This window comes from Methylobacterium ajmalii (assembly GCF_036448855.1).
Classification (GTDB): Bacteria; Pseudomonadota; Alphaproteobacteria; order Rhizobiales; family Beijerinckiaceae; genus Methylobacterium; species Methylobacterium ajmalii.
Map to the genome: position 1 here is coordinate 116,864 of NZ_JAZFXT010000006.1, position 15,453 is coordinate 132,316.

General features: G+C 73.3%; 16 protein-coding genes. 10 read left to right on the plus strand and 6 right to left on the minus strand.

The features are described 5' to 3' along the window. Positions 1 to 13: 13 nt before the first annotated feature. The 3 genes from V3T34_RS02240 (at position 14) to ppx (ending at position 4,758) form a co-directional block, all read left to right on the plus strand. Positions 14 to 727: a P-loop NTPase family protein gene (locus tag V3T34_RS02240; RefSeq protein ID WP_060848926.1), complete on the plus strand. Its 714-nt coding sequence runs from the start codon at positions 14 to 16 to the stop codon at positions 725 to 727. 220 nt (positions 728 to 947) lie between these two features. After that, on the plus strand, positions 948 to 3,158 hold the full coding sequence (locus tag V3T34_RS02245; protein WP_244537605.1) for an RNA degradosome polyphosphate kinase: 2,211 nt from the start codon (positions 948 to 950) through the stop codon (positions 3,156 to 3,158). Between the two features lie 64 nt (positions 3,159 to 3,222). Then, positions 3,223 to 4,758: an exopolyphosphatase gene (gene ppx, locus V3T34_RS02250; RefSeq protein WP_060848927.1), complete on the plus strand. Its 1,536-nt coding sequence runs from the start codon at positions 3,223 to 3,225 to the stop codon at positions 4,756 to 4,758. A 36-nt stretch (positions 4,759 to 4,794) separates the two neighbouring features. Here ppx and V3T34_RS02255 read toward each other — a convergent pair whose 3' ends face one another. Then, complete coding sequence (locus V3T34_RS02255) at positions 4,795 to 5,412, minus strand: GNAT family N-acetyltransferase (protein WP_305077019.1); 618 nt, start codon at positions 5,410 to 5,412, stop codon at positions 4,795 to 4,797. Positions 5,413 to 5,613: 201 nt separating this feature from the next. Here V3T34_RS02255 and V3T34_RS02260 point away from each other — a divergent pair, with 201 nt between their 5' ends. The 4 genes from V3T34_RS02260 to V3T34_RS02275 all read left to right on the plus strand — a co-directional run bounded on the left by V3T34_RS02260 (position 5,614) and on the right by V3T34_RS02275 (position 8,985). Then, positions 5,614 to 6,501, plus strand: a complete 888-nt coding sequence (locus V3T34_RS02260) for an alpha/beta hydrolase (protein ID WP_305077020.1) — start codon at positions 5,614 to 5,616, stop codon at positions 6,499 to 6,501. A 149-nt stretch (positions 6,502 to 6,650) separates the two neighbouring features. Continuing rightward, positions 6,651 to 7,715: a lysylphosphatidylglycerol synthase domain-containing protein gene (locus V3T34_RS02265; RefSeq protein ID WP_060848929.1), complete on the plus strand. Its 1,065-nt coding sequence runs from the start codon at positions 6,651 to 6,653 to the stop codon at positions 7,713 to 7,715. After that, complete coding sequence (locus tag V3T34_RS02270; protein WP_305077021.1) at positions 7,712 to 8,557, plus strand: class I SAM-dependent methyltransferase; 846 nt, start codon at positions 7,712 to 7,714, stop codon at positions 8,555 to 8,557. The genes V3T34_RS02265 and V3T34_RS02270 overlap by 4 nt, the downstream gene beginning before the upstream one ends. A gap of 104 nt (positions 8,558 to 8,661) precedes the next feature. Next, positions 8,662 to 8,985 carry a hypothetical protein gene (locus V3T34_RS02275; protein ID WP_060849604.1) on the plus strand — a complete coding sequence of 108 codons (324 nt, stop codon included), beginning with the start codon at positions 8,662 to 8,664 and terminating at the stop codon, positions 8,983 to 8,985. Here V3T34_RS02275 and V3T34_RS02280 read toward each other — a convergent pair. Continuing rightward, the gene (locus tag V3T34_RS02280) at positions 8,978 to 9,559 is read right to left on the minus strand and encodes a CDP-alcohol phosphatidyltransferase family protein (RefSeq protein WP_060848931.1); all 582 of its coding nucleotides are present in this window, start codon (positions 9,557 to 9,559) and stop codon (positions 8,978 to 8,980) included. The two genes, V3T34_RS02275 and V3T34_RS02280, sit on opposite strands and share 8 nt — an antisense overlap. Positions 9,560 to 9,650: 91 nt before the next feature. Between V3T34_RS02280 and purM the strand changes: the two genes are divergently transcribed. The 3 genes from purM (at position 9,651) to V3T34_RS02295 (ending at position 11,912) form a co-directional block, all read left to right on the plus strand. Then, positions 9,651 to 10,727, plus strand: a complete 1,077-nt coding sequence (gene purM, locus V3T34_RS02285; RefSeq protein WP_305077022.1) for a phosphoribosylformylglycinamidine cyclo-ligase — start codon at positions 9,651 to 9,653, stop codon at positions 10,725 to 10,727. Then, positions 10,724 to 11,383, plus strand: a complete 660-nt coding sequence (purN, locus tag V3T34_RS02290) for a phosphoribosylglycinamide formyltransferase (protein WP_305077023.1) — start codon at positions 10,724 to 10,726, stop codon at positions 11,381 to 11,383. The genes purM and purN overlap by 4 nt, the downstream gene beginning before the upstream one ends. A gap of 172 nt (positions 11,384 to 11,555) precedes the next feature. Beyond that, positions 11,556 to 11,912: a VanZ family protein gene (locus V3T34_RS02295; RefSeq protein ID WP_305077024.1), complete on the plus strand. Its 357-nt coding sequence runs from the start codon at positions 11,556 to 11,558 to the stop codon at positions 11,910 to 11,912. A 43-nt stretch (positions 11,913 to 11,955) separates the two neighbouring features. Here V3T34_RS02295 and V3T34_RS02300 read toward each other — a convergent pair whose 3' ends face one another. The 4 genes from V3T34_RS02300 to V3T34_RS02315 form a co-directional block, all read right to left on the minus strand. Next, a complete protein-coding gene (locus tag V3T34_RS02300; protein ID WP_165602118.1) occupies positions 11,956 to 12,111 on the minus strand; it encodes a hypothetical protein in 156 nt (51 codons plus the stop codon). Between the two features lie 114 nt (positions 12,112 to 12,225). Then, positions 12,226 to 13,356 carry an ABC transporter substrate-binding protein gene (locus V3T34_RS02305; RefSeq protein WP_305077025.1) on the minus strand — a complete coding sequence of 377 codons (1,131 nt, stop codon included), beginning with the start codon at positions 13,354 to 13,356 and terminating at the stop codon, positions 12,226 to 12,228. Further along, positions 13,353 to 14,738 (minus strand): sensor histidine kinase, encoded by a 1,386-nt coding sequence (locus V3T34_RS02310; protein ID WP_305077026.1) that lies wholly within the window; start codon positions 14,736 to 14,738, stop codon positions 13,353 to 13,355. Before V3T34_RS02310 ends, V3T34_RS02305 begins: the two co-directional genes overlap by 4 nt. Beyond that, positions 14,735 to 15,412, minus strand: coding sequence for a response regulator transcription factor (locus tag V3T34_RS02315; protein ID WP_305077027.1), 678 nt, complete (start codon positions 15,410 to 15,412; stop codon positions 14,735 to 14,737). The genes V3T34_RS02310 and V3T34_RS02315 overlap by 4 nt, the downstream gene beginning before the upstream one ends. Positions 15,413 to 15,453 lie beyond the last annotated feature (41 nt).

Consider the following 15,453-nt stretch of genomic DNA (forward strand, 5'->3'; position numbering starts at 1 on the left):
CCTTCCGCCCCGCATGCCAGATCAGCCGCGCCAGCTCGCCCTCGACCTGCCGGTCGACGCCCGCTTCGGCTCCGAGGACTTCCTGGTCAGCCCGTCGAACGAGACGGCCTACGCCCGGATCGAGGCCTGGCCCGACTGGCCGGACCGGGTGCTCGTGCTCACCGGCCCGCCGGGCAGCGGCAAGAGCCACCTCGCGGCCATCTTCGCCGAGCGCGCCGGCGCCCTCGTCCTGCCGGTCGCCGCCGTGACCGCGGCGGCGGTGCCGGAGATCGCCGGTGCCGACGCCCTGGTGATCGAGGATGCCGACCGCGAGGCGGGCCGCGACGAGGCCGCCCTGTTCCACCTCCTCAACCTCGTGCGCGAGCGGGGCCTCAGCGTCGTGGTGACGGGCTCCGGCCCGGTCGAGGCCTGGGGCCTCGCCACCCCCGACCTGCGCTCGCGCCTGCGGCTCGCTCCCGGCGTCGCGCTCGACCCGCCGGACGAGGCGCTGCTGAAGGTCGTGCTGGTCAAGCTGTTCCTCGACCGCCAGCTCGTCGTCGACACCAGCGTGGTCGACGCCCTGGCTTTGCGCCTCGACCGCTCGCTCGCCCGCGCCCGGGACGTGGTGGCGGTCCTCGACCGCGAGGGCCTGAGCCGGCGCCGGCGCATCACCCGGCCGCTCGCCCTCGCGACGCTGGCGGCCCTGGAGGGCGAGGCGCCGGAGGACGGCGAGGAGGACGAGGAATAGGGCAAGCCGTCGCACCGTTCACGCAATTGTCAAACTGTCCTGTCACCGGGAAGGGCTCGAAGCCCTGACCCGGCATCCATCCCGTCAAGGAGGTACCATCGTGTCGGACACCGCAGCCGGAGCCAGTGCCATCCCGGTCCTCGACGAGACCGAGGCGACGCCTGCGACGAACGGAGATGTCCGCCACGAGGTGAGGGAAGGGCTGACCGCCCCCGATGCCGTGCGGGTCGCCGACGAGGCGCAGGCGGCGCAGGAGGCGGCCCGCCTGGCCAAGGCCGAGGCGGTCGAGGCCGGCCTGGCGCTGCGCCACGAGCCCGGGCGCTTCGTCAACCGCGAATTGTCCTGGCTGCAGTTCAACCGCCGGGTGCTGGAGGAGGCCTCGAATACCGGCCACCCGCTGCTGGAGCAGCTGCGCTTCCTGTCGATCTCGGCCAACAATCTCGACGAGTTCTTCATGGTCCGGGTCGCCGGCCTGCACGACCAGGTCCGCGCCGGGCTGACCGCGCCGTCGGCCGACGGGCTGTCCCCGGCCGAGCAGCTCGCCCGCATCGACGCCGAGGTCACCGGGCTCGCCGGCGACCAGCAGCGGCGCTGGAGCGAATTGCGCGGGGAACTGCACCACGAGGGCATCGACCTCGTCGAGGCGATGGACCTCTCGGCGGAAGAGGCGGCCTGGCTGGAAGATTACTTCCTCCAGCATATCTTCCCGGTGCTGACGCCGCTCGCCATCGATCCGGCCCATCCCTTTCCGTTCATCCCGAATCTCGGCTCGACCATCGCCCTCACCCTGGTGCGGCCGCGGGACGCCCGGGCGCTGCGGGCGCTGATCCGCCTGCCCTCGATCATCGACCGCTTCGTGCGCCTGCCCGATCTCGGCCAGACCGGCACCGCCCGGTTCATCGCCATCGAGCAGGTGATCGTGCTGTTCACGAGCCGCCTCTTCCCGGGCTACCTGGTCAAGGGCCAGGGCGGCTTCCGGGTGGTGCGCGATTCCGACCTCGAGATCGAGGAGGAGGCCGAGGATCTGGTGCGGCACTTCGAGACGGCGCTGAAGCAACGCCGCCGCGGCGTGGTGATCCGGCTAGAGGTCGTCGCGACCATGCCGGAGGACCTGCGCACCTTCGTGGCCGACGAGCTGGAGATCGCCGCCGACGCCGTGTTCGTGGTCGAGGGGATGCTCGCCCTCAACGAGCTGTCGCAGATCGTCGGGATCGACCGGCCGGACCTGAAGTTCAAGCCCTACAACCCGCGCTTCCCCGAGCGCATCCGCGAGAGCGGCGGCGATTGCTTCGCGGCGATCCGCCAGAAGGACTTCATCGTCCACCATCCCTACGAGTCCTTCGACTCGGTGGTGCAGTTCCTGTCGCAGGCCGCCCGCGACCCGAACGTGGTGGCGATCAAGCAGACGCTCTACCGCACCTCGTCGAACTCCCCGATCGTCGCGGCTCTGGCCGAGGCGGCGGAGGCCGGCAAGTCGGTGACGGCGCTCGTCGAGCTGAAGGCGCGCTTCGACGAGGAGGCCAACATCCGCTGGGCGCGCAACCTCGAGAAGGCCGGCGCCCAGGTGGTGTTCGGCTTCATCGAGCTGAAGACCCACGCCAAGCTCTCGATGGTGGTGCGCCGCGAGGGCGACCGCCTGGTGAGCTACTGCCACGTCGGCACCGGCAACTACCACCCGATCACGGCGCGCATCTACACCGATTTGTCGTTCTTCACCGCCGACCCGGTGATCGGCCGCGACGTCTCGCGGATCTTCAACTTCATCACCGGCTACGCCGAGCCGGCGGAGCTGGAGCGGATGGCGGTCTCGCCGCTGACCCTGAAGGCGCGCCTCCTCGAGCACATCGCCGAGGAGATCGCCCACGCCAAGGCGGGCCGCCCGGCGGCGATCTGGATCAAGTGCAACTCGCTCGTCGACACCCAGATCATCGACGCGCTCTACGACGCCAGCGCCGCCGGCGTGCCGATCGACTGCGTCGTGCGGGGCATCTGCTGCCTGCGCCCCGGCGTGCCGGGCCTGTCGGAGAACATCCGGGTCAAGTCGATCGTCGGGCGCTTCCTGGAGCACGGCCGGGTCTACGCCTTCGGCAACGGCGCCGGGCTGCCCCACCCCAAGGCCCGGGTCTACATCTCGTCGGCGGACCTGATGAGCCGCAACCTCGATCGTCGGGTGGAGGCCATGCTGCCGATCCTCAACCCGACCGTGCACCAGCAGGTGCTCGACCAGATCATGATGGCGAATCTCCTCGACAACCAGCAGAGCTGGCGTGTACTGGCGTCGGGCGCGAGCGAGCGGATCGAGCCCGCCGAGGGCGAGGAGCCCTTCAACGCGCACAAGTATTTCATGACCAACCCGAGCCTGTCGGGCCGCGGGAAGGCATCGAAGAAATCGAGTCCGCGCGCGCTCAGCCGGCGCGCCCAGCGCGCCTGACGCGGCCGCCGGGGCCGGTCCCCGGGGCCGTCCGTCCGGCGGCGCTCCCGTCATGAGGACCTGGATGGGCCTGGATCAGACCGCCCTCAACGAAGCCGCGCTCGCCCGGATCGAGCCCGGCGCCCCCGTCGCGATCATCGACATCGGCTCGAACTCCGTCCGGCTGGTCGCCTATTCGGGCATCAGCCGGGCGCCGACGCCGCTCTACAACGAGAAGGTCCTGTGCGGCCTCGGCCGCAACGTGCTCTCCACCGGCCGCCTCAACGAGGAGGCGGTGCGCCGCGCCCTCCAGGCGCTCGCCCGGTTCCGGGTGCTGTGCGAGGCGATGCATGTCGGCCAGGTCTTCGTGCTCGCCACCGCCGCCGCCCGCGACGCCGAGAACGGCCCGGCCTTCCTGGAGGCGGCCGCGGCCGCCTGCGGCCACCCGATCGAGCTCCTGTCGGGCCGGCGCGAGGCGGAACTCTCGGCCTACGGCGTCATCTCGGGCTTCCACGCGCCGGACGGCGTGGTCGGCGACCTCGGCGGCGGCAGCCTCGAGCTCGTCGACGTGCGCGGCTCGGCGATCGGCAGCGGCGTCACCATGCCGCTCGGCGGGCTGGCGCTGCAGGACCTCAGCGGCGGCTCGCTGAAGAAGGCCCGCAAGATCGCCGCCGAAGCCCTCAAGAAGGCCGGCCCGCAGCTCGACACCCTGAAGGGCCGCACCTTCTACGCCGTCGGCGGCACCTGGCGGGCGCTCGCCCGCCTGCATCAGGCGGCGCGGGACTACCGCCTGCACGTCATGCACGGTTATTCGATCGAGCCGAACGACGAGCTGTCGTTCCTGCAGGTCGTCGAGCAATCCGACGCCGCGACGCTGGCCGCCGTCGAGAGCGTGTCGGAGGCCCGCCGGCCGCTGCTGGCCTACGGGGCGGTGGTGCTGGAGGAGGTGATCCGCTCGGGTCGCCCGCGCGAGATCGCGATCTCGGCCACCGGCGTGCGCGAGGGCCTGCTGTTCGAGAAGCTCGACGACGCGGCCCGCGCCCGCGACCCGCTGCTGCTCGCCGCCGCCGAGCTCAACCGCCTGCGCTGCCGCAGCCCCGGCCACGGGCCCGAACTCCAGGCCTGGACGGATGCCTTCATGGCGAGCCTGTCGACGCCGGAGACCGCCGACGAGCGCCGGCTGCGCCACGCCGCCTGCCTGCTGGCCGATGTCGGCTGGCGCACCCATCCCGACTATCGCGGCGAGCAGAGCCTCAACGTCATCGCCCACGCCTCCTTCGTGGGCATCGACCATCCGGGCCGGGCCTACCTCGCCGTGGCGGTGTTCTTCCGCCACGAGGGCGTCGCCCCCGAGAAGGCGAGCCCGCTGCTGCGCCAGCTCGCCGGCCCGCGTCTCTTCGAGCAGGCGCGGCTGCTGGGTGCGGTCCTGCGCGTCGCCTTCCCGGTCTCGGTGGCGATGGAGGGCATCCTGCCGCGCACGCCGCTCGCCATGCGCGACGGCGTGATCGTCCTCACCCTGCCGCAGGACCTGAAGGACCTCGCCAGCGACCGCCTGTCGAACCGCCTGCGCGGCCTCGGGCGGCTGCTCGGGGTCGAGGCGCGGATCGAGATCGCGGCGTAAGCGAGTGCCCGGGCGGGAGACCGCCCGGATCTCGCTTCACCTGGCGAGGAGCGGCACCTGCCCGGCCTCGCGGGGCAGCGCGCCGGTGAGGCGCGGATCGGGCGCCACCTCGATCGCCCGCGCGTAGGGGCGAAAGCCCGAGCGCTGGTAGAACGCCACCGCGCCCGGATGGTCGAGGGTGCAGGTATGGACCCAGAACCGGCGGATCGGCTCCGCGAAGGCCCGGCGCACCGCCTCGTCCATCAGCCGCCGGCCGCGCCCGCTGCCGACCGCCTCCGGGACGAGGCCGAAATAGGCGAGCTCCACCTCGCCGGGTTTTCGCCGATCGAGTTCGAGCAGGCCGACGTCGCGCCCGTCCTCGGTCAGCGCCAGGGCCTCCACCGCCGGGTCGCCGAGGATCGCCGTCAGGGCCTCGTCCGTCATGCCGGCGCGGCCGAACCACAGCCAGGGCGTGCCGATCGCCGCGTAGAGGGCCCGGTAGCGGGCGAGGTCGGCGCCGATCGGCGAGAGCGGCAGCGGCTCCCGCTCCGCCCCGGGGCGCGACGGCGGCGCCGTCATCTCCAGGTAGGTCACCACCGCGGCGACGTGGGTCGGCGGGATCGGGGTGTGGCCGTCGAGGCGCAGGCGGGGATCGTCGGTCGGGGCGTCGCTCACGGCGGGGCGTCTCCTGTCGCTGATACAGGGAGGGGGCGGACTCGTTTCCCTTGTGTCAAGCTTTCTCGTGCGAGGCTGGCGCAGGGCAGCGATTCGCTCCGGCGAGGCTGGGCGAACCGGGCTCGGCCGTTAGGTGATCCGGGATCTGACCGCGGCCCCTGGCGGCGGACCGCCCATCGCATCGTCGAAGAAGGCACGGGCATGCACGAGGCACAGGCGCGGGATCGACGCCGCTTCACCGTCGTCACCGAGCCCCGGGCCCGGATCTCGCACCGCCTGATCAAGCGCCGCGACGGTCCGGCCCTCGAATGGATCGAGGCCGAGCCGGCGGGCGAGCCCCGCGGCGCCCCCCTGCTCTTCGTCCACGGGGCCTTCGGCGGCGCCTGGATGTTCGAGGAGATCTTTCTGCCCCACCTCGCCCGGCGCGGCCGCCGCGCCGCCGCGGTGAGCCTGCGCGGCCACGGCCGCAGCCAGGGCGGGCGGCAGCTGCGCGACGCCACCCTATCCGATTACCTCGCCGACGTGAGCCTGGCGCTGGCGCAATGGGGCGAGCCGCCGGTGCTCGTCGGGCATTCCCTCGGCGGGCTGCTGGCCCAGCGGCTGCTCGGCCGGGTGCCGCTGCGCGGCCTCGTGATGATGGCGTCCCTGCCGCCGGAGGGCCTCGGCATGGTCGGGCCGCGCATCGCCATGACGGATGCGGGTTTCTGGGTCGAGGCGCTGGCGGGCTCGCTGCTGCCCGGCCGCGAGCCCGCGGTGGCGCTCGCCCGGCACTGGCTGTTCTCGGAAGGCCTGCCGCTGGAGCGCGCCCAGAACTACGCCGCCCGGATGTCGGCCGAGAGCCCGACGGCGCTGGCCGAGGCGCACTGGCCGATGCTGCCGCTCTCGGCGGCCTTCGCGGGCGTGCCGGCGCTGGTCCTCGGCGGCGCCGACGACCGGATGATCTGGCCGGCGACGACCTGGCGCACCGCGCTCTACCACGGGGCCGAGCACCGCTCGGTGCCGGGGATCGCCCACTTCCTGCAGCTCGATCTCGGCTCGGAGGGCGTCGCCCGCCTGCTCCTCGACTGGCTCGACGCAAGCGGGATCTGACGCCGGCGACGGACCGACGCGGCCGCGGGACCGGCACGAAACCGTCACGATCCCATGAAAGGAGGGGCCGTCGGCGCTGCGCCGTTCTTGCGGTCCTCCGCAGGGTCGGGCAGAAGCGCGCGCGAGAACGGGGACGCGACGGGACCGCGATGAAGAAGATCAAGGATTTCATCTGGCCGGTCATCGGCCTCGGGGCCGTCGTGGTCTCCGTCTATCTGCTGTGGCACCTGCTGAAGGGCCTGTCCTTCGCCGACGTGAAGGCGAGCCTCGCGGCGATCCCGCCGCACCGCTACGCGCTCGCCGTCCTCTCGACCCTGGTCGCCTACGCGGCTTTGGCCTGGTACGACCGGATCGCGCTCTTGCATCTCGGCGTGAAGGGCATCTCCTGGCTCTTCGTCTCGGTGTGCTCCTTCACCACCTACGCGCTGTCGCACAACATCGGCGCCTCGGTGTTCTCCGGCGCGGTGGTTCGCTACCGCGCCTACACGTCGAAGGGCCTCTCCACCGCCCAGGTGGCGGTGCTCGTGGCGCTCTGCTCCTTCACCTTCGGCCTCGGCACGGCGTTCCTCGGCGGCCTGGTGCTGGTGCTCGAACCCGAGCTGCTGCAGCGCGTGGCGAGCCTGCTGCCGCCGGTGCTGGCGAGCCCGACCACCGCCCGCCTCGTCGGCTTCGGGCTCCTCGGCTTCGTGGCGCTCTACGTCATCGGCTCGATCCTGCACTTCCGGCCGCTGCACATCCGCTCGTTCAAGATCGAGTATCCGCGCCCCAACATCATGGGCCGCCAGCTGATCGCCGCGCCGCTCGAGCTGCTGGGCGCTGCCGGCATCATCTACTTCGCCCTGCCGGAGGCCGGGAACCCGGGCTTCCTGGTGGTGCTCGCGGTCTTCCTCGCCTCGTTCTCGGTGGCGCTGGTCTCGAACGCGCCGGGCGGCATCGGGGTGTTCGAGCTCGTCTTCATCACGGCGATGCCGGACCTGCCGAAGACCGACGTGCTCGCCGCCGTCCTGATCTTCCGCCTGTTCTACCTGCTGATCCCCTTCGCCCTGGCGATCGGCGTGGTGCTGCTGTTCGAGCGCGGCCGCCTCGCCGACGCCCTGCGCAGCAAGGCGAAGTCGCCCCCGAACGTGCCGCCGCCGCCTGTCGACGGCCCCGGCATCACCCCGGACCTGCGCGACGTCCAGGGCCGCGACCTGAAGGTGCGCAAGGCGGTATGACCCGCACCCGCCTGCGCCGCGCCGGGCTCGGTCTCCGCGCCCTGCTCGGCCTGCCGGCGGGCGGCTTCCTGATCCCGTACCGGCATGCCGGCGCGGCACGGGCGGAGGGCTACCCGGCCCTCCGCCCGCTCTTTTGCGAGGCCGAGCCGGCCTTCCGGTCGGTGCTGGCCGAGATCGAGGCGCACGCGCCGGATCTCGCCCGTATCGCGGCCGGCGGCCCCGGCCTCGTCGGCGAGCGGCCGGCGCGCTTTGCCCAGGACTGGTTCCCCCGCCTCGACGCGGCCGCCGCCTACGCCCTGGTGCGGCGCGAGCGGCCGGCACGCATCGTCGAGATCGGCTCGGGCCATTCGACCCGCTTCCTCGCGCAGGCCGTCCGCGACGGTGGCCTCCCGACCGCGATCATCTGCATCGATCCCGCGCCCCGGGCACCGCTGGCGGGCCTCGGCCTGCGCCACGAGGCGCGGCTGTTCGGACCGGCGGACGCGGAGGGAGCGGCCGGCCTCGACCCCGGCGACATGCTGTTCATCGATTCGAGCCACGTCGCGATGCCGGGCACCGACGTCGACCGGCTGATCCTCGACGTGCTGCCGCGCCTTCGCTCCGGCGTGATCGTGCACCTGCACGACATCTTCCTGCCGGACGCCTACCCAGCCTCCTGGGCCTGGCGCGGCTACAACGAGCAATTGCTGGTCGGCGCGCTGCTCCAGGGCGGCCCCTACGCGCCGCTCTTCGCCAGCCGCTACGTCGCGACCCGGGCCGGCCGGTCCCTCGACGGCATCCTGGCGCGCCTGCCCCTGCCGGAGGGCGCCTTCGAGACCAGCCTGTGGCTGCGCAAGCGCTGAACCGATGGGGATTTCCGGGATCGCTCGAATGCCGCCGACCGGATGGGGCGGCGCCTTAACGCTTGCCTGGGACGATGCCGCCCATCGAACAGGAGGGCGAGGTCATGCGTGCGGGTCTGATGCTGGGGCTGACCGCCCTCGGGATTCTCGCGGCGGCATCGCCCGCCGAGGCCAAGGGCCGGCGCGGCGGTTTCTCCTTCATCGCCCGCAGTCACGCCGCTCCGGCGGGGGCACCCGCGGCCGCCGAGGCGCCGCGCCTGCGCACGGCCTCTGCGGATGGGCCGGAACCGATGACGACCGGCACCACCGCACCGCCCGCTCCGCGCGTGGCCGCCCCGGCTCCCGCCCCGAGCCCGGCACCAGCGAAGCCGTGGTGCACCACCGGCCGGGTCTTCGGCTCGGGCGCCGGGTTCTGCGCCATCAACTGAGGGGCTCGCCCGGATCCCGACCGGCGTCCCCTCCCCGCAGGGCGTGCACGCCCTGGACCAGGGCCGAGACGACCGACAGCCCGGCGAGCGCCGGCATCGCGACCGCCTCCGCCCCCGTCGCGGCGATGCCGAGCGCCCGGCTGCCGAGGAGCCAGGCCAGGAAGGCGATCTGGCAGGCGGTGTTGAGCTTGCCGACGAGGAGCGGCGGGCTCGCCAGCGACCGTCCGGCGAGCCGGGCGAGACCGGCCCCCGCCACCATCACGGCGTCGCGGGCGACGAGCACCGCCGGGAACCAGGCCGGCACGAGCCCGGCGAGCGTCAGGCCGACCAGCACGGCGAGCATCAGGGCCTTGTCGGCGAGCGGATCGAGGATCGCGCCGAGGCGGCTCGCGAAGGCGTAGCGGCGGGCGAGGAACCCGTCGATCCCGTCCGAGATCCCCGCGGCCGCGAAGACCAGGAACGCCGCGCCCCAGGCCTCGCGGGCGATCGCCCAGACGACGACCGGCACCAGGGCGAGGCGGGCGGCGGTGATCAGGTTCGGCAGCGATCGGAACGGGCTCTTCGTCGGCGTCATGGTTCCTCACGGCTGCCCCGACTCGCGGTCGCGGGCAAGAGCGGCTAAGAGCGGTCGCAGCATGGCAAGGATCGAGGCGAAGGGTCGAGGGATGACGACGGGCGAGCGCCAGAACGGGATGACCTACGCGGAGGCGGGCGTCGACATCGATGCCGGCAACGCCATGGTCGAGGCGATCAAGCCCCTGGTGCGGGCGACCCGCCGGCCGGGAGCGGATGCGGAGATCGGCGGCTTCGGCGGCCTGTTCGACCTGAAGGCCGCGGGCTTCAAGGACCCGATCCTGGTCGCGGCCAACGACGGCGTCGGCACCAAGGTGAAGATCGCGATCGAGACCGGGCGCCACGCCACGATCGGCATCGACCTCGTGGCGATGTGCGTCAACGACATCATCGTGCAGGGCGCCGAGCCGCTGTTCTTCCTCGACTACTACGCCACCGGCAAGCTGGTGCCGGGCGTGGGCGCCGACATCGTGAAGGGCATCGCCGAGGGCTGCCGCCAGGCCGGCTGCGCGCTGATCGGCGGCGAGACCGCCGAGATGCCCGGCCTCTACGACGGGTCCGACTACGACCTCGCGGGCTTCTCGGTCGGCGCCGCCGAGCGCGGCGCGCTCCTGCCGGTCGCCGGCATCGCGCCGGGCGACGTGGTGCTGGGCCTGCCCTCCTCGGGCGTGCACTCGAACGGGTTCTCGCTGGTGCGCCGGATCGTGGCGGCCTCCGGGCTCGGCTACAACGCGCCCGCGCCGTTCGCGCAGGGCAAGAGCCTCGGCGAGGCCTTGCTCGAGCCGACCCGCATCTACGTCAAGCCGCTTCTGGCGGCGTTGAAGGCGACCGGTCACGGCGCCATCAAGGCGCTCGCCCACATCACCGGCGGCGGCTTTCCCGACAACCTGCCCCGCGTCCTGCCCGACGGCGTCGGCATCGCGCTCGACCTCGACGCGGTGAGGGTGCTCCCGGTCTTCGGCTGGCTCGCCCGGGAGGGCAACGTCGCCGAGGCCGAGATGCTGCGCACCTTCAACTGCGGCATCGGCATGGTGGTGGTGGTCGATCCGGCGCGGGCCGAGGCGGTCGAGCAGGCGCTCCAGGCGGCCGGCGAGGCGCCGGTCCGCCTCGGGCGGATCACCGAGCGGGGCGAGAGCCCGGTGACCTATACGGGGCGCCTCGCCCTATGAGCGCGCGGGCCAAGGTCGGCATCCTGATCTCGGGCCGCGGCTCCAACATGGCGACGCTGCTCGAGGCCGCACGCGCGCCAGACTACCCGGCCGAAATCGTCCTCGTCGCCTCGAACCGGCCCGACGCGCCGGGCCTCGCCCGGGCGGCGGAGGCAGGGATCGCCACCGCGGCGGTCGACCACCGGGCCCATCCCGACCGGGCCTCCTTCGAGCGGGCGCTCGACGCGGCCCTGCGCGAGCACGGCGTCGAGTTCCTGGTGCTCGCCGGCTTCATGCGGGTGCTCACGCCGTGGTTCGTCGAGGCCTGGGCCGGGCGGATGCTCAACATCCACCCCTCCCTGCTGCCGCTGTTTCGCGGCACCCACACGCACGCCCAGGCGCTCGCGGCGGGCGTGCGGGTCCACGGCTGCACGGTCCACTTCGTGGTGCCGGAACTCGATGCCGGCCCGATCGTCGCCCAGGCCGCCGTGCCGGTGCTGCCCGACGACGACGAGGACGCCCTGAGCGCCCGGGTGCTGGTGCAGGAGCACCGGCTCTACCCGGCGGCCCTCGCCCTGGTGGCGAGCGGGCGGGCCCGCCTCGACGGCGACCGGGTGGCGTTCGCGCCGGGCAGCGGTGGCGCCGAGGGCGCGCTGGTGGCGCCGAGCCTCCGGTGACCGGGCCCCTGCCCGACCGCGCCTCGCCTAGCCCGACACGGCGACGCGTACACCTCGGGCGGGATCGTAACCATTTCGAGCCAGGATTGCGCGGCCCGGGGCGGTCCGGCACCGGGCCCAGCGCGTCCTTCCGCTAACCGGGCCGTCCGCGCCCGCACGGGTCTTCCGTCCCATGTCCCGAGCGTCTCGCATTCTCGGCTGGCTGATCCTGGCCGCCATCGTGGCCGCGACCGTCGCGCCGATCGGCTACCGGCCGGTCAGCGGCGCGCCGGTCTCGGTCGAGCGGTTCGGCGCCTTCGCGCTCCTCGGCTTCCTGTTCGCGGTCGGCTATCCGCGCCACCGCTGGCGGGTCCTGCTGCTGACGATCGCGGCTGCCGGCGCCCTGGAGGCGTTCCAGCTCCTCGAGCCGACCCGTCACGGCCGGATCGCCGACTTCATGGTGAAGGTCGTCGGCTGCGGCTTCGGCTCCGCGGCCTCTCTCGCCGCCGGCCTGGTCTGGCCGCCGCTGAGCCCCCGCGACGAAGCGTGAGGGGCGGCGCCCCGGAGGCGCCGCGGCTCGTCGAGCCTTCCGCTCAGTTGATGCTGTAGGCGCGCTCGATGACGACGCCGCAGCTCTCGGCGAGGCTGAACGCCATGTCGCGGCTGAGGCCGAAGATCAGCGGCGTCTCGCCGCGATAGAGCGTGTAGCGGCCATCGGGCCGCACGGTGATGCGAACCGGGTCCTGCATCCGATGCTTCCTCCGATGTCCGGCCTCTCGTGACGGGGCCGGATCACGGGCAACGATGCTAAGCCGATTCGGCCCGGGCGCGAAGAGGCGCGATTCGGGGCGGTGCCGGCAACGTCACGGCTCCTCCCGTCGCGGCCCGCCGCGGGGCGCCTCCGCGCCGATCGACTGGCGCCACTCGGCGAGGAAGCGGGCGCGCTTGGCCCGGTCCTGCACCGCGAGCAGCACCGGCCCGACGGTGATCGGCCGCAGGATGCCGGCGGTGGCGAGGCTCGGCGGACCCTCGACCCCGGCGGGCAGCGGGCCGGTGCGGTCGAAGAAGAACGCCTCCTCGCGCGAGACCTTCTGGCCGCGGGCCGACAGCAGGTAGTCCACGAACGCGAAGGCGTCGCCCACCGCCCGGGCGGTGACCGGCACCAGGACGGCGCGGCTGAGCACCAGGGTGTAGTCCCGCGGCACGACGAGGCCGATCCGGGCGCCGCGCCGCATCGCCCGGTAGACGTAGGAGCCGAGCAGGTTGTAGCCGATCGCGATCCGCCCGGCCTCGAGGTCGGCGATCAGGTCGCCGGTGCAGCACCGCACCCGCAGGTCCGCCCGGCCGAAGGCCTCGACGAGGCGGCCGTAGGTGGCGGCCGCGCGGGCGTCGTAGGCGGCGAACAGGTAGCCGATGCCCGACAGGGTGATGTCGTAGGAGCCGATCCTGCCGGCATAGGCCTCGGGCTTGCGCCGCAGCAGGTCGACGAGGGCGACGCGGCTGTGCGGCACGTCCTCTGGCGGCACGAGGTCGGGCCGGTAGGCGATCACCGCCGGCTCGGTGGTGAAGCCGAACACCTCATCGCGCCAGGCCGCCCAGTCGGGCTGGCGGGCGGTCTCGAAGGAGCGGTGGGCCCGGGCGCAGCCGTCGTTGGCGAGCTTGATCAGGTGGTCGACCGAGGAGGAGATCACCACGTCTGCGGGGTAGTCGCGCGCCGCCCGGCCCGCGGCGCAGGCCGCCGCCACCTCGCCGAACAGGTCGGCAGTGACGTATTCGTGGTAGACCACGGTCACGTCCGGATAGAGCTGCTGGTAGTCGCGGATCAGCGGCGCCATCGCGTCGGCATCCGCCGCGGCGCGGATCGTCAGCACCGTGCGCTCGTGCTCGCTCGCCGGAAAGCGGCTCACCTCCTCGGCTCCCGCCGTCCCGGCGGCCAGCAGGGCGAAGAGCGGAGCAAGCAGCGGGACTACCGCGCGGGCGAGGCGGCCGATCATGCCTCGGCTCCGTCGGGCAGGGACAGGACCACGGAGAAGCCCCGCTCGGAGTGGATCTCGAAGCGCATCTCGCCGCCATGGGCCGCGGCGACCTCGGCGGCGATCGAGAGGCCGAGGCCGGACCCGACCGCGCCGCCGGCGGCGGCCCGGAACGGCTCGCGCACCCGGGCCCATTCCCCTCTCGGGATGCCGGGCCCGTCATCCTCCACCGCCAGCAGCACCCGGCCGCGCTCGCGCCCGACCCGGACGGTGAGCCGGCGGCGGGCGCCGTGCTTGTAGGCATTGTGGATCAGGTTCGACACAGCCTCGCGCAGTGCGATCGCGTCGCCCGGGATCGTCACCGCCTCCTCGGGGCCCTCGTAGCCGACATCGACCGCCCGGTCGCCGGGCTGCTGCTGCACCGCCTCGATCAGGGTGCGGCGGGCAAGCCCCGCCACGTCGACCGGGTCGAAGGCGACGGAGCGGGCGCGGTGGATCACCATGGCGTGGTTGAGGAGCTGGTTGGTGAGGTGGCCGAGCTCGGCGGTACGCGCGCGGATGCGGGCGAGCTGGTCGCGCCGGCGCCCCTCGTCGGTCTCGCGCGACAGGAGGTCGAGCTGGGCGGAGAGCGCGGTCAGCGGCGTGCGGATCTGGTGCGCCGCATCCGCGATGAAGCGCTTCATCACCGCGACATGGCCCGACAGCCGGCCCATGAAGTGGTCGATCGAGGCGACGAGCAGATGGATCTCCCGTGGGGCGGCGAGGCCCAGCGGCTGGAGTTCGTTGGGCCCGCGGGCCGCCAGCACGCCTTCGATGGCACGCAGCGGCCGCAGGGCCGCGCGCACCGCCACCGCGACGGCGCCGAGGGCCAGCGCGCTCATCGCCAGCACCATCAGGCTCGCCTTGACGGTGAGCGCCCGGGCGAGCCCGCTCCGCGCCTCGCGGGTCTGGGCCACCACCACGGCGGCGAAGCCCGCCTTCGCGGCGTCCGGCACGTAGCGCCCGGCCACCACCGCCCGCACCGCCTGGCCGCGATGCTCGGCGTCGAGCAGCACGGGTCCCGCCGCGAGGCGGGCCCGGTCCACCGGCACCGCGAGGTCGGCGTCACCGGTGAGCAGGCCGTCGGCGGGATCGACCACCTTGTAGAAGATCCGGTCGCGGGGGCTGAGGCCGAGGGTCTCGAAGGCCGAGAACGGCGGATCGACCGAGATCTCGCGCCCGTCGCTGGCGATGGTCTCGGCGATCTGGAGCGCCGCTCCGACGAGGAGCCGGTCGTAGGCCTCGTCGGCGGCGAGCCGCGCCGAGGCCCAGGCAGCGGCGAGGAGCAGCCCGGCGCCGACCGCGAGCACCAGGGCCAGCACCGCGACGAGGCGGGCAAACAGCGAGGAGCCGCGCAGGATCATGCCTCCGGGCCGACGACCTGGTAGCCGAGCCCCCGCAGGGTGCGGATCTCCGCCTGGGCCCCGGCGGCGACGAGCTTGCGGCGCAGCCGCGCCACGATCTGCTCGACGGCGTTCTCGCTCGATTCCTCCTCGAGGGCGAAGACCCGCTCCAGCAATTCGCCCTTGGGGAAGATCCGCCCCGGCCGCGCCGCCAGGATCTCGATCAGGGTCCATTCGCGCCGCGTCAGGTCGAGGGCCTCGCCCGCCACGCTGGCGCCGCGGGCCTCCCGGTCGAGGCGCAGGTTGCCGAGGACGAGCGCGTTGTCGGCGTGCCCGCTGTTGCGGCGCAGGAGGGCACGGACCCGGGCTTCCAGTTCGCGGAAGTCGAACGGCTTCACCAGGTAGTCGTCGGCACCGAGATCGAGGGCGCCCACCCGGTCGTCGACCTCCGAACGGGCCGTGAGGACGAGCACCGGCACCGGCCCGCGGCGCGCCCGCAGCCGCTTGAGGATCGAGAAGCCGTCGAGCCCCGGCAGGTTCACGTCGAGGATCACGAGGTCGTAGGCCTGGACCGCGAGCAGCGCGTCGCCGGCCTCCCCGTCCACCTCCCAGTCGACCGCGTGGCCGAGCCCGCGCAGGCGCACCGCGATGGCCTCGCCGACGTCCCGCGTGTCCTCGACGAGCAGGATGCGCACAAAAGTTCCTCTTCGTCGGGCCGGTGGAGATATCCGTCAGG